15 protein-coding genes are annotated in these 18,640 nt (G+C 66.1%); 6 read left to right on the top strand and 9 right to left on the bottom strand.

The genetic code is table 11. The annotated features are described in order from the left end of the window. Positions 1–2 precede the first annotated feature (2 nt). From KG104_RS05465 to KG104_RS05435, 7 genes are all read right to left on the bottom strand, one after another. Positions 3–836 carry a PP2C family protein-serine/threonine phosphatase gene (locus KG104_RS05465; RefSeq protein WP_207347510.1) on the bottom strand — a complete coding sequence of 278 codons (834 nt, stop codon included), beginning with the start codon at positions 834–836 and terminating at the stop codon, positions 3–5. A 184-nt stretch (positions 837–1,020) separates the two neighbouring features. Further along, the gene (locus KG104_RS05460; RefSeq protein ID WP_237686995.1) at positions 1,021–2,202 is read right to left on the bottom strand and encodes an adenylate/guanylate cyclase domain-containing protein; all 1,182 of its coding nucleotides are present in this window, start codon (positions 2,200–2,202) and stop codon (positions 1,021–1,023) included. Continuing rightward, positions 2,195–2,770 carry a PH domain-containing protein gene (locus tag KG104_RS05455; RefSeq protein WP_104104502.1) on the bottom strand — a complete coding sequence of 192 codons (576 nt, stop codon included), beginning with the start codon at positions 2,768–2,770 and terminating at the stop codon, positions 2,195–2,197. Before KG104_RS05455 ends, KG104_RS05460 begins: the two co-directional genes overlap by 8 nt. Next, positions 2,767–3,651, bottom strand: coding sequence for a biotin--[acetyl-CoA-carboxylase] ligase (locus KG104_RS05450; protein ID WP_207347509.1), 885 nt, complete (start codon positions 3,649–3,651; stop codon positions 2,767–2,769). Before KG104_RS05450 ends, KG104_RS05455 begins: the two co-directional genes overlap by 4 nt. Positions 3,652–3,728: 77 nt before the next feature. Beyond that, complete coding sequence (locus KG104_RS05445) at positions 3,729–4,577, bottom strand: SDR family oxidoreductase (RefSeq protein WP_207347508.1); 849 nt, start codon at positions 4,575–4,577, stop codon at positions 3,729–3,731. Between the two features lie 341 nt (positions 4,578–4,918). Beyond that, complete coding sequence (locus KG104_RS05440) at positions 4,919–5,389, bottom strand: hypothetical protein (RefSeq protein ID WP_207347507.1); 471 nt, start codon at positions 5,387–5,389, stop codon at positions 4,919–4,921. A gap of 683 nt (positions 5,390–6,072) precedes the next feature. Then, positions 6,073–6,363 (bottom strand): hypothetical protein, encoded by a 291-nt coding sequence (locus tag KG104_RS05435; RefSeq protein ID WP_207347506.1) that lies wholly within the window; start codon positions 6,361–6,363, stop codon positions 6,073–6,075. Between the two features lie 1,325 nt (positions 6,364–7,688). Between KG104_RS05435 and KG104_RS05430 the strand changes: the two genes are divergently transcribed. From KG104_RS05430 to KG104_RS05410, 5 genes are all read left to right on the top strand, one after another. Continuing rightward, on the top strand, positions 7,689–9,284 hold the full coding sequence (locus tag KG104_RS05430; protein WP_207347505.1) for an acyl-CoA carboxylase subunit beta: 1,596 nt from the start codon (positions 7,689–7,691) through the stop codon (positions 9,282–9,284). Then, positions 9,281–9,541, top strand: a complete 261-nt coding sequence (locus KG104_RS05425) for an acyl-CoA carboxylase subunit epsilon (protein ID WP_237688675.1) — start codon at positions 9,281–9,283, stop codon at positions 9,539–9,541. Before KG104_RS05430 ends, KG104_RS05425 begins: the two co-directional genes overlap by 4 nt. Positions 9,542–9,625: 84 nt before the next feature. Beyond that, positions 9,626–11,350, top strand: a complete 1,725-nt coding sequence (locus KG104_RS05420; protein ID WP_372434149.1) for a DUF885 domain-containing protein — start codon at positions 9,626–9,628, stop codon at positions 11,348–11,350. Positions 11,351–11,589: 239 nt separating this feature from the next. Further along, a complete protein-coding gene (locus KG104_RS05415) occupies positions 11,590–12,960 on the top strand; it encodes a dicarboxylate/amino acid:cation symporter (RefSeq protein WP_207347650.1) in 1,371 nt (456 codons plus the stop codon). A gap of 95 nt (positions 12,961–13,055) precedes the next feature. Beyond that, entirely contained in the window at positions 13,056–13,691 is a 636-nt protein-coding gene (locus KG104_RS05410; protein WP_207347504.1) for a Maf family protein, read from the top strand. A gap of 189 nt (positions 13,692–13,880) precedes the next feature. Here KG104_RS05410 and KG104_RS18015 read toward each other — a convergent pair whose 3' ends face one another. Next, positions 13,881–14,819, bottom strand: a complete 939-nt coding sequence (locus KG104_RS18015; RefSeq protein ID WP_237686994.1) for an endonuclease domain-containing protein — start codon at positions 14,817–14,819, stop codon at positions 13,881–13,883. A gap of 253 nt (positions 14,820–15,072) precedes the next feature. Between KG104_RS18015 and KG104_RS05400 the strand changes: the two genes are divergently transcribed. Continuing rightward, a complete protein-coding gene (locus KG104_RS05400) occupies positions 15,073–16,962 on the top strand; it encodes an acetyl/propionyl/methylcrotonyl-CoA carboxylase subunit alpha (protein WP_207347503.1) in 1,890 nt (629 codons plus the stop codon). A 71-nt stretch (positions 16,963–17,033) separates the two neighbouring features. Here KG104_RS05400 and KG104_RS05395 read toward each other — a convergent pair whose 3' ends face one another. Next, entirely contained in the window at positions 17,034–18,446 is a 1,413-nt protein-coding gene (locus KG104_RS05395) for an MFS transporter (protein WP_104055274.1), read from the bottom strand. Between the last annotated feature and the right edge of the window lie 194 nt (positions 18,447–18,640).

Genomic DNA, 18,640 nt, shown 5'->3' with positions numbered 1-18,640 from the left:
GTTTACGATTCCGTCGCTAGAGCGGCCGGCTGCGGTTCCGCTGCGCTGGACACGCCTTCGGCGGCTTGCCCGGTGCGTTCGTTGGCCGTCTCGACATCCACCACCAGCACCGTAATGTTGTCCCGCCCGCCGGAGCGCAGCGCCGCCTGAACCATGGCGGCGCAGGCATCCTGCGGGTTGGCCACGGAGGACAGAATCTGCTGCAGCTGCCCGTCGCTGACTTCCCCGGTCAATCCGTCGGAGCAGACCAGCAGGCGGTCGCCCGGTTCCACCGGGATCAGCCAGTAGTCTGCCTGCGTGTCGCTGCCTGTTCCCAGTGCGCGTGTCACGACATGGCGGCGCGGATGAATGAGCGCTTCATCGGGCGTAATCTGGCCCATGTCCACCAGTTCCTGGACCTCACTGTGATCCACGGTGATCTGTTCCAGCGCTCCCCCGGTCAGCCGATAGGTGCGGGAGTCGCCCACGTTGAAGACCAGCCAGCACGGAACGCCGTCCCCGGAGACCAGGACCGCTCCGGTCACCGTGGTGCCGGCCCGGCCCCCGGTGGCCTCGCGGATTCGAGTGTCGGCTTCGCGCAGAAGTGCCCGCAGCTCGTCGGCTCCCACCTTCGGAAGGTGTTCACCCACAAACGCCGCTTCGCCCAGGGTGCGGACGCAGATGCTGCTCGCCACTTCCCCGGCTTCGTGTCCGCCCATGCCGTCGGCAACAGCAAACACGGGATCCGCGGCGATCAGCGAATCCTCGTTCTGTTCCCGGCGTAAACCGCGGTCTGAGGCGTAGCCAAAGACTGCACGGAGTTCCAAACCCGGGGATGTCGTTTCGTCGGAGTTCATTCACGCCCTATCCGGAAGCTGCCCGCTGTGTGGACCACAGCAGTGACACATATTACGCCTTGTCACATCACCCTAGCGGAATCTGCTGGGTGGCGGCCCGATGCCGGCTGCCAACATTCCGTGCCGTCCCTGCAAGTGCCGCACTTTTCCGGTGCAGCCCCGTTCAGGCCAGTCAAGGTTCAGGCTAGTCCAGGATCAGGCCCGGTCCGGTCCCGCGGGCCAGGGTCACCGGATGGATTTCCCCGAATCCGCGCACGTTGCGGGGCTGGTGCGGAATGAGGATAAACCGGTCATTGTTCCGCAGAGCAGCTGCAGTGGAGGCATCCGTCAGCACCGTTCCGGGCTCGGCCAGGGACGTCAAACGCGATGCCAGGTTCACGGTGGGACCGTAAATGTCGCCCAGCCGGGACAGCACCCGTCCCCACACCAGCGAGACGCGCGCGGCGGGCAGCAGCTCATCCTCGGTGAAGGCCTTGGCCAGCGCCAGCGAAATCTCGGCTCCGGCTTCAGGGGTTTCGGCGTTGAAGAGCACTTCGTCACCGATGGTTTTCACCAGCCGGCCGCCGCCCACCGAAATGATCTCAGCGCATTTGTGCTCAAAGCGCTGGACCATCTGGGCAAGGGTCTTTTCATTCATCTGCCGTGACAGGGAGGTGTAGGACACCAGATCCGCGAAGCCGACGGCGCGGGCCAGCGGCAGCGGGTTATCGTCCGAAGCGGAGCCGTCATGGCTGGCCAGACCGGCCTCGGCGCGCAGTGCCAGCCGCTGGACGGCGGAGTTCATCTGCCGCTTCCAGGCGTACACCAGGGTCTTTTCCAGCGGTTCGATCAGGGCCGGCAGTGCGGCCACGAGTGCCTTGCGGGCCTCGGCGTCGGGAATTCCGCGCTGGACCACCATTTCCTCAACGAGCGCCTCGATCTGCCACACCACCATGCGGTCCGTCATCTGGCCGATCGAGCGCATGATCGAAATAGCTGCCTCTTCGGTCAGCTGCTCGTCGCGGACGAGTTCAATGACCGTGGTCAAGGCCTCGCGGTCCTGCTCAGTGAAGAACACGGCGTCGTCGTCGAGGTTGGGAAAGCCCATCGCGCGCCACAGCTTGCGGGCGGACAGGAGGGAGACACCGGCTTCAGCGGCAGCCTCACGCCGTTTGAGGGTTCGCGGCCCGCCGATCAGCTGGGCTTCGAGCTTCCGCACGTCCTCGCGGTCAATGACAGCAGAGTTGGTTGTGCCTGCCGCCTCGCCGGAGCCGCGCTCCGCGTCCGGCTTTGCCGCATCTTCGGGCTGGACTCGGGGGCGGACAGCGGGCATGGACAGGGTCATGGGTTCGGGATCCGCACCGACGTCGCGGCCTTCCTCACTCATCGCCCCTCCCTTCGTAGTCGTATTCCCCATCTCCATCAATATCTACACCATCAAACATGGCGGTCATCGGCAGCTGGCCTATGGCAGCAAGCACGATGGCCTTGAACTTGTGCACTTCCGGGACATGTTCGTAATGCACCGTCTGGCCGTAGCCCACATCCACCACCAGCGTTCCGGAGCGCTGCATGCGGTCCGGAACGGTCTGCCACGCCTCCAGCTGAAAGACCGAGGCGAGCGACAGTTCGCGCTCCCTCCGCCGCAGCACGCCCTGCCGGTGAATCAGGCGCTGGTTGGTCACGATGTACCGCGAAAACGCCCAGCGCAGCACGGGAGGCACACAAAACCGGGCCAGCAGGACCGCCGCAATGACGACGACGGCGGGCTGCAGGTAGCCGCGCCAGTCGGCAACCTGCCCGGGCAGGGCGTCCCGGTCAAGGTAGCCGTAGCCGAAACCGGCCGCGGCACACACCACCACGGCCAGGACCACGGGCCAGGCCAGCTGGCGGGCGTGCGGCCTGCTGGCCACGATGATCCGCTCCCCCGGCGCCAGATTCAGCCGGATGCTCACGCCTGAACGGCGCGCAGGTGCACCACGTCGCCGGCAACGACTGAATGCCGCTCACCGGCTTCGTCCACCAGGACCAGTGATCCGTACGCGTCCAGGGCCACGGCCCGGCCCGTCAGGGACTTGCCGCCGGGAAGTTCGGCACGGACCTCCTGGCCCAGGGTTGCCATGCGGGCACTGATCTTTTCCAGCAGCGAGGTGCCGTCCGCCCACGGGCGGGAGGCATCGCCGTCGACCGCCCGGAACTGGGCATATTTGTCCGCCAGCTCCCGGATGTAGTCCTCCAGCAGGATGTTGCGGTCAGTGGTGGAGGCGTACTCCATGAGCAGCGACGTTGCGGTGGGCACCGGCAGGTCCTCGTCGGTGAGGGAGACGTTCATGCCGGCTCCCACCACGACGGCGGGAGCGGCACCGGAGGAGTCCATCACCAGCTGCGCCAGGACGCCGGCAAGCTTCCGCCCGTCCACCATGACATCATTGGGCCATTTCAGCCGGGCCTCAACGCCGGTGCGCCGGGCCACTGACTCGGCCAGGGCCAGGGCGGCCAGCAGCGAAAGCCACCCGTAGGACTGGGTGGGCAGAGGACGGCCGTCGGCGTTGACCGGGCGGAGGAGGACGCTGACAAACAGCGACGAGCGCGGCGGAGCCTCCCACGTGCGGCCCAGCCTGCCTCTGCCTGCCGTCTGCATCTCCGCCGTCAGGACGGAAAGATCGGGGACGTCGGAGGGGCGAAGGCGCGCCCGCTCTGCCAAGTCAGTGTTCGTGGAACCGGTTTCCGCCACCACTTCCAGCTGCGCCAGGGGTCCCTGCGGCGCCACGAGTGCAGCCCGGAGGCGCTCCTGGTCGAGCCCGGGTCTTTCCATGCTGGAGTAACGCAGTTGCATGCCTTCGATCTTACGCGGGCCTGCCGACATTGCCCTGCGGCCGGATCCGGCCGCAGGGTTCGGTGTCCTTCGTTGACCTAGAGGAAGAAGTCCTGCATGAGCTTGTCCTCGGGCGCGCCGAGTGAATACGGACGGAAATCAGTGATGCCCTCTTCGCGCAGCACCTGCTCATCCGTGTAGAAGTTGCCGGTGGCTTCGCGGCTGGGCCGGGTCAGCACGGCGTGGGCTGCGTCGGCCATGATGTCGGAGCTGCGCGAGGCCGCTGCCATGGTCTCGCCGCCGAGGTTGCGGATGGCGGCGGTGTCAATGGCGGTGACAGGCCAGAGCGAGTTCACCGCGACGCCGTCGTCCTTGAGTTCCTCCGCGAGTCCGAGCGTGGTCAGCGACATGCCGTACTTGGCCATCGTGTAGGCCAGATAGGATCCGGCCCACTTGGGATCCAGGTTCAGCGGGGGCGAGAGCGTGAGGATGTGGGGGTTCTCCGAGCGGCGCAGGGCATCCAGGGAGAACTTGGAGAGCATGAACGTGCCGCGGGTGTTGATGTCGGCCATCAGGTCATAGCTCTTCATGGTCATGTCATCGGTGCCGCGCAGGTCGATTGCGGAGGCATTGTTGACGACAATGTCGATGCCCCCGAAGGCCTCCACCGTTTCGGCCACGGCACGGGCGACGTCGTCGTCGTTCCGCACATCGCCAATGATCGGCAGGGCCTTGCCGCCGGCCGCGTTCAGCTGCTCGGCCGCGGTGTAGACAGTGCCCTGCAGCTTCGGGTGCGGCTCGGCGGTTTTAGCCATGATGGCGATGTTGGCACCGTCGGCCGCTGCGCGCAGGGCGATGGCCAGACCGATGCCGCGGCTGCCGCCGGACATCAGGATGGTGCGCCCGGACAGCGAGCGCGTGTTCACGAAGGGTGTGTTCGAGGTCATACGGACAGGGTAATACACGGGAGCCCAATATGTTACTCACCAGTAACATCCAATTTCGGTTCGTTGTCCTCCCGGCACGGGAGTTCCGCGGTCGCGTTTCGCCAGGCGATGTTCAGCGCGCCGGCCTGCATCCATCTGACGCCGCTTCACCAGGATCCTTCGTGCAGCTCCCGGGGAATGCCGGAATCCTTCGTGCAGATCCGGGGCTTATATCGGCCCAAAAGGGGGTTTTAGGCCCGTTATCTGCACGAAGGAATTCAGCAGCACCCGTTTAGGCCCGTTATCTGCACGAAGGATCCCAACCTCCCCTGGTCCGGCGATATATCCCGACCGACTGGGAATCACCCCTGCACGAGGTACAGCACAAACAGCACCACCGCGGTTGCCAGCACCAGCCTCAGCAGGAAATAAGCCTGCGGATACCTGCGGGCCAGGCGCAGCCACACGCCGGATTCTCCCGCGGGCCAGGAACGGGACTCGCAGCGGATGACCGTCAATGTGAAGAAGATTGCTCCGGCCACGCCGCACACGGCGGTCAATGCGCCAACCAGGTCCGCGTTGCCGGTCAAGCCACCACCCAGGAGGACACCCAAAGCCAGTCCTAGCGAGCTTCCCCGACCCACGAAATCCAGATACCGGGCCATCCCCGGGAGGAAGACAGCACGGAAGCGGCGGGGTGCCTCCCAGCGGAGCAGCCGGCGGACGGCTGCCCCCTGCAACCGCTCGGTGCGGGCCAACTCCTGGAGCGTGGTGGCGGCTGCCACCTCTTCGGCCACCTCCGGCAGCAGGTCGGCCGCCGGTATCCGCTGCATCGGCGAAAGAGCCGGCCGGCTGACCAGCTGCAGCAGAGCCTTCTGCGACGCCGCGCGTTCGGATTCAAGCGGCCGCGAAAGGAGACCGCGCCGGGTTCGCCGGAGGAATTCGGCATCCCGGCGGCGAACGGGGGGCGCAGAACGATCGGGCAGCACCGAACGGGCAGACTGCCCAGAACGAATAGAGCGCACAGATTTCACCGACCGGACAGAACGGACAGTCCGGGCAGCCCCTCCGCCACCCGGCGCTGACGCCCACCCGAGCTCCTGCATCCGGGCATCGACCAGCTCCAGATAAGCGTCCCTGACCGCCGGAACCCCGGCATAGTCCCAGCAAGCCCGAGCCAGGATCCAGATACCAAAACCGGCAGTCACCAAGGCAGCTGCTTGCAGCATCACCCATAAGTCCGTTTCCATCACGGCGTCCAGCACCTCCCCAAATGGACCGGCAGCACCTGCAGGTCGGGAGAGATCCTTTCACAGCCCCCCCTACTGTTACGGCTGCACCGTCATCTGAGGACGGACGGGAGACGTTCGCCCGCGGACACCGGGCCAACGGCACCGGCGCGACTTCGCAGGATCCCTACAGGATCCCTACACCGGGGGCCGGTTACTCGTCAGTACATCGTCGGGCGCAGTACCCTCTTCCACTGTTCAGCAGCTGCACGCCGCTGATGCAGTTGCTACCCGTGACTGCCGCGCGGGCGCAGGGCCAGAGTCAGAGCGCCGGCGCAGGCAAGAAGCGCACCGATGCCCAGGACCAGGATGCCCGTGGAGGACACACTGCGGTTGATGCCGGTGTCCGCGAGTGCAGTTTGGGTGGGGCATGCCCCTGACGTTGAACCGGGACCGGCTGTTCCTGGTGCGGCAGCGCTCGGATCAGCACCTGTTGGCCCCTGCACAGTTCCGTCGGGGGCCGTCTGCACAGTTCCGTCGGGGACCGTCTGCACAGTTCCGTCGGGGACCGTCTGCACGGTTCCGTCGGGGGCGGTCAGCGCAGCCGCCGAGGGGCAGACGCAGCTGGCCGGAGCAGGCGCCGCACCGGTGGCCGGCGGTGTCCCCGGCGAGGTCTCTGTTCCGGTGGGTCCGGGAGTGGGCTCACCGGTTGTGGAAGTGGGAGAAGGAGTCGGCTCACCCGTTGTCGACGTCGGGGTCGGCTCACCCGTTGTCGACGTCGGGGTCGGAGAAGGGGTCGGCTCATCGGTTGTCGGGGTCGGGGTCGGAGAAGGGGTCGGCTCATCGGTTGTCGGGGTCGGGGTCGGAGAAGGGGTCGGCTCATCGGTTGTCGGGGTCGGGGTCGGGGTCGGGGTCGGGGTTGTCGGGGTAGGGGTCGGAGTGGGAGTCGGGGTAGGGGTCGGAGTGGGAGTCGGGGTGGGAGTCGGCGTCGGGGTGGGAGTCGGTGGACACGGTTGTCCGCACCCGAGGGCAATGACCTGGTTGTAGTAAGCGGGATCCGACTGCCAAACGGCGCTTCCCGGGTAGTCGCCGAAGGCGGGGATGACATCTTTGGGATGGGAGTCGTGCCCCTGCTTGAACACGGCGGCAGGATCCACCGTCACGGGAACATATGGATTTTTTTCCGATGATGTGGCGTGGCACAGCGTGATTTTTTCGCCCGGGGGCGAATCCACGGCCGGAAGGCTCCCTGCCTGTGCGGGGCCGGCGAGGCCCAGGACGACCAGCAGGAGAGCAAGGGACAGACCGGCGAAGGACGAGGCTCGTGACGGTCCACGCGACGGGCCGGCGGACCGTTGGCGGGTGAACTGAGATCTTCTCATTGGTGATGCTCCTAGCTGTAGGGCGCACTGTGTACCCCATGCCGGCGGAGCAGCTCGCTGCGGGCAGCCCCCGGCGGAAGAAAACGTCGGCAGCAGGTTGCTCCGAGACTGCTTTCGTTCCACTCCCGGGAGACCGGCCTGCCCGCGGATTCCGACGGCAGAGTGCTCCTGACGAGTAGCGCTTTTCGCTATTGGCCGGATAGATACTACGCGTCTCCACAACGCCAAAACAGAGTATTTCCTCGGACCGACCCACGTAGTCCAGCAATTTTTCCGAGTATCTGACCAGTCACCCGGTTGAACCCCGGATGCGCCGCAAAGGCCCCAGCGAGCTTCGCCCCGAGCACACCAGGCCAAGGGCAACGGTGCGAAATTGTAGGATCCCTACACCGGGGGTGGGTGAATGACCTCACTAGACTGGATAAATCGCCGTGCGCGTTGTGCGTTTCCTACTTAACGCAGAAATGCCGCACCGATACCGCACGGCACATGCCCCAACCACTGCGCACTCCGGAGACCAGATGAGCATCGACCAGGACCTTGATCTGCAGACCACAGCCGGCAAGATCGCAGAGTACCGCCGCCGCCAGGAGCAGGCGCAAATGCCGTCCGGTCCGGCCGCCGTGGAGAAGCAGCACGCCCGGGGCAAACACACCGCCCGCGAGCGCATCGAGATGCTCGTTGATGCCGGATCCTTCGTCGAATTCGATGCCCTCGCCGTACACCGGTCCACCGCGTTCGGCATGGAAAAGAAGAAGCCGCTGGGCGACGGCCTGGTGTCGGGTTACGCCACCGTGGACGGCCGGCCCATCGCCGTCTACAGCCAGGACTTCACCGTGTACGGCGGATCGCTGAGCCAGGTCAACGGCGAGAAGATCGTCAAGGTCCAGGAACACGCTCTGCGAAACGGCTGCCCCGTCGTCGGCATCCTGGACGGCGGCGGCGCCCGCATCCAGGAAGGCGTTGCCTCACTCGCCATGTTTGCGGACATCTTCCGCAACAACGTCCATGCCTCCGGCGTGGTCCCGCAGATCTCCCTCATCATGGGCCCGTCCGCCGGCGGGGCTGCCTACTCCCCCGCACTGACCGACTTTGTGGTCATGGTGGACAAGACCAGCCACATGTTCATCACCGGGCCCGACGTCATCAAGACCGTCACCGGCGAGGACGTGGACATGGAAACCCTCGGCGGCGCCCGGCAGCACAACACCAACACCGGCACCTCCGCGTACCTGGCCTCCGACGAAGAGGACGCCATTGAGTTTGTCCGCGAGCTGCTGGACTTCCTGCCGTCCAACAACCTTGCCGAGGCTCCGCTGGCAGCGTTCGCTTCGGACATGGAACTGAACGACGGCGATCTTGCCCTGGATGAGCTGATCCCGGATTCCGCCAACCAGCCCTACGACATGCGCGCCGTCATTGAGCAGGTGCTCGACGACGGCCATTTCCTGGAGATGCAGGCCCTCTACGCGCCCAACGTGATGATCGGCTACGGCCGGATCGAAGGACACACGGTGGCCATCGTGGCGAATCAGCCGATGCAGTTCGCCGGCACCCTGGACATCGCCGCCTCCGAAAAGGCCGCCCGGTTTGTCCGCCACTGCGACGCCTTCAACATCCCCATCCTCACCTTCGTGGACGTGCCGGGCTTCCTGCCGGGCAAGGACCAGGAGTTCCAGGGCATCATCCGCCGCGGCGCCAAGCTGCTCTACGCCTACGCCGAGGCTACGGTTCCCAAACTCACTGTCATCACCCGCAAGGCGTACGGCGGCGCGTACATCGTGATGGGTTCCAAAAAGCTCGGTGCGGATCTGAACCTCGCCTGGCCCACGGCCCAGATTGGCGTCATGGGCGCCCAGGGCGCGGTGAACATCCTCTACCGCGGCCAGCTCAAGCAGGCGGCCGACGCCGGTGAAAGCGTTGAGCAGGCACGCGCGGACTACATCACGCAGTATGAAGAGGAACTGCTCAACCCGTACCAGGCCGCCGAGCTCGGGTACGTTGACGCCGTCGTCGCCCCTTCCGAAACCCGCCTCCAGCTGATCCGCGGGCTGCGCGCCCTGCGGGACAAGCGCGCGTCGCTGCCCGCCAAGAAGCACGGGAACATCCCGCTGTGACCGCCTGGGATATGCCGGACACCTGGGGCCGGGAACCGCAGAGCGCGCCGCCGCAGCCTCCCCTGTTCTCCGTGCTGTCGGGAAACCCGTCCGAGGAGGAACTCGCGGCGCTGGCCGCCGTCGTCATGGGCCTCACGGCCGACGACGGCGCCTCCCGCCCCGCGCCGGAGTCCGCCCGCCGCACGTGGCACCGGCGGCGGATGCTCAGCCTCGCACCCAAACCCGGCCCCGGCTCCTGGCGGCGCAGCTTCCGCTAACCGGCGGCCCACGGGGCAACTGTTTGCGTTACGTTGGGATTTCATTCATCCGGGGATGTCCGAGGGACGCGTTAGGCTTCACCTGTGACCCAACAGACTCCTTCATCAGATCCCCTGTCCTTCGCTGGCTCGCGCACCCGCCAGCCGACCGCCATCGACGCCGTTGCCGATGCCTTCACCGAGACGCTGCTGCAGCTGGATCCGTCCCTGGCCACCTCGCTGGGCATCCCCGGCCACGAAACCGAGTACGCGGACTATTCGCCCGCCGGCCTGGAATCCGTTACCGAAGCCATCCGGGAGACGCTGGAACGCCTGGACGGCCTGCAGCCCAGCGACGACGTTGACCGGGTAACCCTCGACGCCATGCATGAGCGCCTGGGCCTGGAACTGGAAATCCATGAGTCCGGATGGAACCTCTCGGACCTGAACAACATCGCGTCCCCGGCCCAGGAAATCCGGTCGATCTTCGACCTCATGCCCGCTGCCACCGTTGAGGACTGGCAGCACATTGCCGGCCGCCTGCACAACGTTGCCGACGCTGTCTCCGGCTACATCACCTCCCTGCGTGCCGGGAGCGAGCGCGGCCTGCCGCCGGCCCGCCGCCAGGTGCTGATTGTCATGGAGCAAACCACCAAGTACGCCGAAGACGGCGGCTTCTTTGACAGTTACGTCACCGGTGCCGCACTGGCCGACGGCGGCGACCTTCCCGAGAGCCTCAACGCTGCTCTGCGCACCGGTGCCGACTCCGCCCGCGCCGCCTACCGCAACCTGGCCGCGTTCCTGGAAAACGAGCTGCTGCCCAAGGCTCCGGAAAAGGACGCCGTCGGCCGGGAGCGCTATGCCCTGATGTCCCGCCGCTTCCTGGGTTCCGCCGTGGACCTGGAAGAGACCTACGCGTGGGGCGTGGCCGAACTGGACCGCATCATTGCCGAGCAGGAAGCCGTGGCCGAGCAGATAAAGCCCGGCGCCACCGTCGAAGAGGCCATGCGCCTGCTGGACGAGGATCCCGAGCGGCAGCTGCACGGCACCGATGAGCTGCAGGCCTGGATGCAGGGTCTGGCGGACCGCGCCGTACAGGACCTCGCCGGCACCCACTTCCAGATTGACGGACCCATGCGCGAGATCGAGTGCATGATTGCCCCCACCCAGGAAGGCGGCATCTACTACACCGGTCCCAGCGACGACTTTTCCCGCCCGGGCCGCATGTGGTGGTCCGTCCCCGCCGGTGAAGACACCTTCACCACATGGAAGGAAACCACCACCGTCTACCACGAGGGTGTTCCCGGACATCACCTCCAGATCGCGACGGCGACGGCGGCCCGCGGACTGCTGAACAACTGGCGCCGCAACATCTGCTGGGTCTCCGGACACGGCGAAGGCTGGGCCCTGTACGCCGAGCGGCTCATGGACGAGCTGGGCTACCTCAGCGATCCCGGCGACAAGATGGGCATGCTGGACGCCCAGCGCATGCGGGCCGCCCGCGTGGTCTTCGACATCGGCGTGCACCTGGAACTGGAAATCCCCGAACGCTGGGGCTCCGGAACCTGGACCTCCGAAAAGGGATACGAGTTCCTGAAGCAGAACATCGCCATCTCCGAAGGACAGCTGAACTTCGAGTTCACCCGCTACCTCGGCTGGCCCGGACAGGCCCCCGCCTACAAGCTGGGCCAGCGGCTCTGGGAGCAGATCCGCGACGAGGTGCGCAGCCGGGAAGGCGAGGACTTCGACCAGAAGCGCTTCCACACCCGCGCCCTGGAGCTCGGGTCGGTGGGACTGGACACGCTGCGCCGGGCGCTGCTGGAGGCGTAACCCCCGCCACTTTCAGAGCGACATTCATCACAGCAGGAGCCGGAATAACCCCCGGGGTAGGCAGCACACCGCCATATCCCGGGGGTTTTCCCTTGATCCGCCACGGACGGTGCCGATTCTGCGGCGTAACATTTCGCAACGAGCAATCTCCTCTGATAAAGACTGCCTACTAGCATCTTTAGGTGACCACACAGACCCCCTCCCCCAAGACTTCCTCCGGCCGCAGGCTGCCCCGCTGGATGACTGCGTTCGGACCGCAGATCATCATCGCCCTCATTGCGGGCCTGCTGCTGGGCCTGCTGGCCAAGAACATGGGCACCGTCGGTGACGGCGAGCCCAACTGGCTGACGACCACGCTGACCACCATCGGCACGAGTTACGTCTCGCTGCTGAAGGCCGCCGTCGTCCCCCTGATCTTCACCGCCGTCGTCAGTTCCATTGCGAACCTGCGCGAGGTGTCCAACGCCGCCCGCCTGGCCTGGCAGACGCTGCTCTGGTTCGCGATCACGGCACTTATTGCCGTGGTGATCGGCATCCTGCTGGGCGTGATCATGCAGCCCGGCGCCAACGCCGATGCCGAGCCGCCCGCCGAATACCAGGGCGGCACCGGAAGCTGGATGGGCTTCCTGACCGGCCTGATTCCGGCCAACTTCCTGGGCCTGACCGCCAGCACCTCGATCGCCGAGTCCGGCGCCGCCTCCACCGCCATGAACTTCAACGTGCTGCAGGTGCTGGTCATCGCGATCGCCGTCGGCATTGCCGCGCTGAAGGTCGGCAAGCCCGCTGCCCCGTTCCTGGCACTGAACGCCTCTGCACTGGCCGTCATCCAGAAGGTCCTGTGGTGGATCATCCGCTTGGCTCCGCTGGGCACCGTGGGCCTGATCGGCCGTGCCGTGGCCACCTACGGCTGGGACACCATCGGTTCACTGGGCATGTTCGCCATTGCCATCTACGTTGGCCTGGCCATCGTGCTGTTCGTGGTTTACCCCGTGCTCATCAAGGCCCACGGCCTGTCCATCCGCCAGTGGTTCTCCGGCGCCTGGCCCGCCATCCAGCTGGCCTTCGTTTCCCGCTCCTCCGTGGGCACCCTGCCGCTGACCCAGCGTGTCACCGAGCGGAACCTCGGCGTACCCCGGGCCTACGCCTCCTTCGCCGTGCCGCTGGGCGCCACCACCAAGATGGACGGCTGCGCCTCGATCTACCCGGCCATCTCTGCGATCTTCGTGGCGCAGTTCTTCGGCATTGATCTGGGCTTCACCGACTACCTGCTGATCGCCCTGGTGTCCGTGCTGGGTTCTGCCGCGACCGCCGGAACCACCGGCGCCGTCGTCATGCTGACCCTGACCCTGTCCACCCTGGGCCTGCCGTTGGCCGGCGTGGGTCTGCTGCTGGCCATTGACCCGATCCTGGACATGGGCCGCACCGCCGTGAACGTGGCCGGACAGACCGTCGTTCCCGCGATCGTCGCCAAGCGCAACGGCCTGCTGGACCTGCCGATGTACAACGCCAAGCGCAACGGTGATCCGTTCGCCGACGACTCCGAAGAGGTTGCCGCCGAGGTGACCGACGCCGTCGAGGCCACGGTGCCCGCCACCGCCCAGGCGCGTTGATGTACTGATTGTTGTCGCTGTGAGGGCCGTCCCGGATTTCCGGGGCGGCCTTCCTGCGTTCCGGGCCCCTGCACCGGCCCCGTTAGGCTTGAGGGGTGACTGACCTGAACCTGATCCTCGCTTCCGCCTCTCCCGCCCGCACCAAGCTGCTGACCAACGCGGGAATTGCCCATTCCGTGCTCGTGTCCGACGTCGACGAAGACGCCGTCACCGCCCGCTACGGCACACCGGACCCGCACGACACCGCGCTGCTGCTCGCCCGTGCCAAAGCCGAAGCCGTTGCTGCCCTGCCCGAGGCCGAGGGATCCCTGGTGATCGGCTGCGACTCGGTCTTCGAGTTCGAGGGCGAAGCGCACGGCAAGCCCTGGGAACCCGAAGTGGCCCGCGAGCGCATCCGCCGGATGAGCGGAAAAGTGGGCGTGCTGCATACCGGACACTGGCTCGTGGACTGCCGGGACACGGACGACGACGGCGGCTCCGGTGCTACGCTCGGCGGCGTCAGCTCGGCCTCGGTGTACTTCGCCAAGCTCACCGACGAGGAGATCGACGCCTACGTCGCCACGGGCGAGCCCCTGCAGGTGGCCGGGTCCTTCACGATCGACTCCCTGGGCGGAGCGTTCATCGAGAAGGTCGACGGTGACCCGCATGCGGTCGTCGGCCTTTCCGTCTCGATGCTGCGCGAGCTGCTCGCCAGCGCCGGCGTGAAGATCACGGACCTCTGGGGCCGGTAGGGTTCTTTCTCTGCTTCGGCGCGAACACGAGCCTGCCTCCAGGCCCTCCCGCCGACACCCGTGTCCGTCCGTAGTACAGATAATGGGGCCATCCCGGGTCCTGAGCCCGTCGATAGAACAGATAACGGGCTCATTCCCGGTCCAGAAGCCCGTTACCTGTTCTACGAATGACCCGTGATGCAGACCCGTTTACGAAGGGCGCCAACCGGCCAAGGCCAATCCGCGGCGCACCTTTGCCCAGACGTAGCGCTGGCCCCGGGCTAGATCCGTTTTGCTGATTTTGACCTGCACCCAACCGAGTTCAGCCGTCTTTAGGTCGCGGTAATGGTCGCGAGCCTGCTGCTCAGGGGTGAGGTGATGCGCGCCGTCGTACTCGAGACAGGTCCGGAATTCCCGGCAGCCGAGGTCGGTCCAAATGTGCGGCTCACCGCTGCCATCGCAGATAGCCACGTTGGGTACAAACTCGGGCATTTGTGGATCGTTCGACAGCATGAGCCGCAGCACGGTTTCGGGCGGTGAATCCACACCAACACGAAGGCGTTCCAGCGCGGAGCGGCACTTGCGAACGTGCGCAACACGGTGCTTGCCCTCAATAAACGCCCGCAGTTCTTGCAAGGGAACGAGCGGCAGCCGTGGCGGACCAAAGTTCCGATGATGCTCGCTCACAATCTGGTCCCCCATCACAATGAGCTCTTCCAACGAAAGCAGCCCCGCAACGTCCAACCAGGTTCGGGCTATGCCGGTCACAGCCAAGCCCGAAATGATGCTCTTTTCCTCGGGGCTCAGCTCCAGACGGTGTCCCACAACATTTCGCCGCCGTGATTGTCCCTTGCCGAAGCCGCGGCTCAGGTGCAGCACATGTTCTTCCGCCAGCCGCCGCGGCAGCACCAGACCGTGAAGCCTTGCAGCCGTGGCATGGCTGATAACGGCATCGGGCAACAGATCAAGATACGGCCTGCAGCTGTTGACGAGATTCGTCGCCGAGCCTCGCGGAACCCGAATGGAGCGGCTGGGAGTGCGGAGGTCAGAGGCACGCAGCCGTTCGGTTCCCACCCCCAGCATTTTGGCTTCGACGACGGTAAAAGGCTGACCCTCCAGCGGTCGAGGGAGCGGCTTCGGCAGTCTCATATAATCCATCAACCATGCCGGGCCGGACTTGCGGCATCTGGTGGACGCCACTGGGTACAGCCGCGGGGCTGCTTCCCGCTGTGCAGGGAAACAGGCAGCAGTTAGCCCTGCCCCGCCCGCCCGACGAACGGCACTGGATTGTAGGGTCCCCACAACGAAACCGGGTGTCCCACGCAGAAACAGCACGCAATATGGCTGGAAACCACAAAATCGCGCTAGGCTCCGAACAGATCAAAAGGAGCCAGTGCATTCAATGAGCCAGTTCAACCCCGCACCCGCCGGCAGCCTGCAGGAAACCCCTCAGGGCACCCTGCAGGACCCGCAGGACGCCACCCAGACCACGCAGATCAGCACCCGCAGCATCACCAAGATCCTGATCGCCAACCGCGGCGAAATCGCCGTCCGGGTCATCCGGGCCGCCCGCGATGAAGGCCTGGCTTCGGTTGCCGTCTACGCCGACCCCGACCGGGACGCCCTGCATGTCCGTCTCGCCGACGAGGCTTACTCCCTGGGCGGCAGCACCGCCGCGGAGTCCTACCTGGACATGGGCAAGATCCTCGACGCCGCCCGCAAGTCGGGCGCCGATGCCATCCACCCCGGGTACGGTTTCCTCTCCGAAAACGCGGAGTTCGCCCAGCGCGTCATCGACGCCGGGCTGACCTGGATCGGTCCCTCCCCGCACGCCATCTCCCAGCTCGGTGACAAGGTCCAGGCCCGCCACATCGCGGCCAAGGTTGGCGCCCCGCTTGTGCCGGGCACCGCCGATCCGGTGAAGAACGCCCAGGAGGTCCTGGACTTCGCCGACGAACACGGCCTGCCGCTGGCCATCAAGGCAGCCTTCGGCGGCGGCGGCCGCGGCATCAAGGTGGCCCGGACCCGTGAAGAAATCCCCGAAATGTTCGACTCCGCCGTCCGTGAAGCCACCGCAGCGTTCGGCCGCGGCGAGTGCTTCATCGAGCGCTTCCTGGACGCCCCGCGCCACGTGGAAACCCAGTGCCTGGCCGATGCGCACGGCAACGTCGTCGTCGTCTCCACCCGCGACTGCTCACTGCAGCGCCGCAACCAGAAGCTGGTCGAGGAAGCCCCCGCTCCGTTCCTGACCGAAGAGCAGAACCAGCGCCTGTACAACGCTTCCAAGGCTATCCTGCGCGAGGCCGGCTACCAGGGCGCCGGCACCTGCGAGTTCCTGGTCGGCACCGACGGCACCATTTCCTTCCTTGAGGTCAACACGCGCCTGCAGGTGGAGCACCCGGTGTCCGAGGAAGTCACCGGCCTGGACCTGGTCCGCGAGCAGTTCCGGCTGGCCCGCGGCGAGGAGCTCGGCTACGGCGATCCCGAGATCCGCGGCCACGCCTTCGAATTCCGCATCAACGGCGAAGATCCGGGCCGCAGCTTCATGCCGGCTCCGGGCACCGTGGACACGCTCAAGCTGCCCACCGGCCCCGGCGTGCGCGTGGATTCGGGCATCGAAGCCGGCGAAACCGTGAGCGGCAACTTCGACTCCATGCTCGCCAAGCTGATCATCACCGGCGCCACCCGCGAGCAGGCCCTCCAGCGCGCCCGCCGCGCCCTGGCCGAAATGGAAATCACCGGCATGCCCACCGTGCTGCCGTTCCACGCCGCCGTGGTCGCGCATCCGGATTTCGCCCCGGCGGCCGGCCCGTTCAAGGTCCACACCCGCTGGATCGAGACGGACTTCGTCAACAACATCCCCTCGTGGTCCGGTGAGCAGAATTCACGGAACGACGACGGCGGCCGGCAGCGCGTCACAGTGGAGGTAGGCGGCAAGCGGCTCGACGTTGTGCTCCCGGCCGGACTCGGCGGCAACGGCAGCGCGTCCAACGGCACGGGCAACCGCACAGCCGGCGCCAACGGCAAGGCCCGCAAGTCCTCGCGCAGCCGCGGCGGAGCCAACCCGGCCGCCACCGGCGACGACCTGACCTCCCCCATGCAGGGCACCATCGTCAAGGTGGCCGTCGAGGACGGTGCGGTGGTCGCTGAAGGTGATCTCGTCGTCGTACTCGAAGCCATGAAGATGGAGCAGCCGCTCACCGCGCACAAGTCCGGCACCGTGTCGGGGCTGAGCGCACTGCCCGGTGCGACGGTGTCCGCCGGTGCTGTGATCGCGTCGATCCTGGACTGACCCGGCAACAACAACAAAACGGCTCGGCCCCCTTTACCGGGGACCGAGCCGTTGTCGTTAAGGCTGCGGGGTTAGCTGGAGTGGTTCGTGTAGTCCACGTCCTTGGTGTCCTTGGTGACGAACAGCGCGATCAGCGTCAGCACGGCCATCGAGGACAGGTAGACACCTACCAGCCACGGGCTGCCGTCGGCTGCCTGCCACAGTGCCACCGCGATGAACGGAGCCACTGCCGCGCCCAGGATGGAGGAGACGTTGTACGCGATCGCCGACCCGGTGTACCGCACGTTGGTGGGGAACAGTTCGGGCAGCATGGCGCCCATCGGCCCGAACGTCAGACCCATCAGCGTGAAGCCGATGATCAGCAGGGCCATGACACCGACGGTTCCGCCGCCCAGCAGCGGGGAGAAGGTGAAACCGAAGAGCAGGATTCCCGTGGTCACCACCAACAGCGTCTTGCGGCGGCCGAACTTCTCGGCCAGCGGACCGGAGACGAGCGTGAAGATTCCGAAGAACACGACGCCGATGATCAGCATGATCAGGAAGTCGTTGCGGGCGTAGCCCAGGCCGGCGGCGAAGGTGTCCGGGTCGAAGGCCTTGCCTGCCTTCTCGGCGGTGGCGCGGGCAGCCTCCTCGCTCTTGGCGGCGGTGCCGTAGGAGAGCGTGAAGGTGGTCATCAGGTAGAACAGCACGTACGTGGCCAGCATGATGAACGTGCCGGCAATCATCTCGCGCCAGCTGTACTTGAACGCGCGGCTCAGCGGCATCTTGCTCACTTCACCGGAATCGACAACCTTCTGGAAGGCCGGGGTCTCCACCAGTTTCAGCCGGACATACAGGCCAATGATCACCATGACGGCGCTGGCGAGGAAGGGAACGCGCCAACCCCAGTCGTCGAACTGGTCGCTGGTCAGCTGGAAGCTCAGCAGCAGGAACAGGCCGTTGGCCAGGATGAAGCCGATCGGAGCGCCGAGCTGCGGGAAGGTTCCCCACACGGCACGCTTGTCCGCCGGTGCGTTCTCCGTAGCCAGCAGTGCGGCTCCGGACCATTCGCCGCCGAGGGCCAGGCCCTGGGCGAAACGCAGGACCACCAGCAGTGCCGGGCCCAGGATCGTCCAGCCCGGAGTGAGGGCCGTGGGCAGGCAGCCGATCAGGAAGGTGGCAATACCCATGGTCAGCAGCGAGGCCACCAGGGTTCCCTTGCGTCCCACCTTGTCGCCGAAGTGGCCGAAAACAATGGATCCCAGCGGGCGGGCAATGAAGGCCACACCGAAGACCGCGAACGAACTCAGCAGGGCTGTGACGCCCTCCGCATTCGGAAAGAACAGGCGCGGGAAGACGAGGACCGCAGCGGTCGCGTAGACGTAGAAGTCATAAAACTCGATGGACGTTCCGACGAGGCTGGCGACAATCACCCGGCCCTTGGTGTTGGCCTTTGCCGGCGCCGGTGCCGGCGTAGGTGTCGCGGAGGGATCGGTAGTAGACATTGGAGGTCTTTCTCAGTGGGAGTGAGGTTATTTGCATAATGCTAAGAGCCACATCCCACGATTCGGACATCGTGTCCACATAGCGAGATGGAGGGTTGCGGAACATATACTGTTGCCCTGCCGATGCCCTTCGGACCGCGAAACAGACACCTGAGAACCCCGAGGGCGCCCACTCCCCTCGGTCATGGAAGCGG

The sequence above is a fragment of the Arthrobacter sunyaminii genome (assembly GCF_018866305.1).
Classification (GTDB): Bacteria; Actinomycetota; Actinomycetes; order Actinomycetales; family Micrococcaceae; genus Arthrobacter_B; species Arthrobacter_B sunyaminii.
The sequence above is the reverse complement of the archived record's forward strand: the minus strand, read 5'-3'. Positions and strand labels throughout refer to the sequence as shown.

Bases quoted from the DNA above. Each gene is read 5' to 3' on its own strand.
- KG104_RS05465 (WP_207347510.1), bottom strand. From the start codon at position 836: ATGAACTCCGACGAAACGACATCCCCGGGTTTGGAACTCCGTGCAGTC.
- KG104_RS05460 (WP_237686995.1), bottom strand. From the start codon at position 2,202: ATGAGTGAGGAAGGCCGCGACGTCGGTGCGGATCCCGAACCCATGACC.
- KG104_RS05450 (WP_207347509.1), bottom strand. From the start codon at position 3,651: ATGCAACTGCGTTACTCCAGCATGGAAAGACCCGGGCTCGACCAGGAG.
- KG104_RS05445 (WP_207347508.1), bottom strand. From the start codon at position 4,577: ATGACCTCGAACACACCCTTCGTGAACACGCGCTCGCTGTCCGGGCGC.
- KG104_RS05440 (WP_207347507.1), bottom strand. From the start codon at position 5,389: ATGCAGCGGATACCGGCGGCCGACCTGCTGCCGGAGGTGGCCGAAGAG.
- KG104_RS05430 (WP_207347505.1), top strand. From the start codon at position 7,689: ATGAGCATCGACCAGGACCTTGATCTGCAGACCACAGCCGGCAAGATC.
- KG104_RS05415 (WP_207347650.1), top strand. From the start codon at position 11,590: ATGACTGCGTTCGGACCGCAGATCATCATCGCCCTCATTGCGGGCCTG.
- KG104_RS18015 (WP_237686994.1), bottom strand. From the start codon at position 14,819: ATGAGACTGCCGAAGCCGCTCCCTCGACCGCTGGAGGGTCAGCCTTTT.
- KG104_RS05400 (WP_207347503.1), top strand. From the start codon at position 15,073: ATGAGCCAGTTCAACCCCGCACCCGCCGGCAGCCTGCAGGAAACCCCT.
- KG104_RS05395 (WP_104055274.1), bottom strand. From the start codon at position 18,446: ATGTCTACTACCGATCCCTCCGCGACACCTACGCCGGCACCGGCGCCG.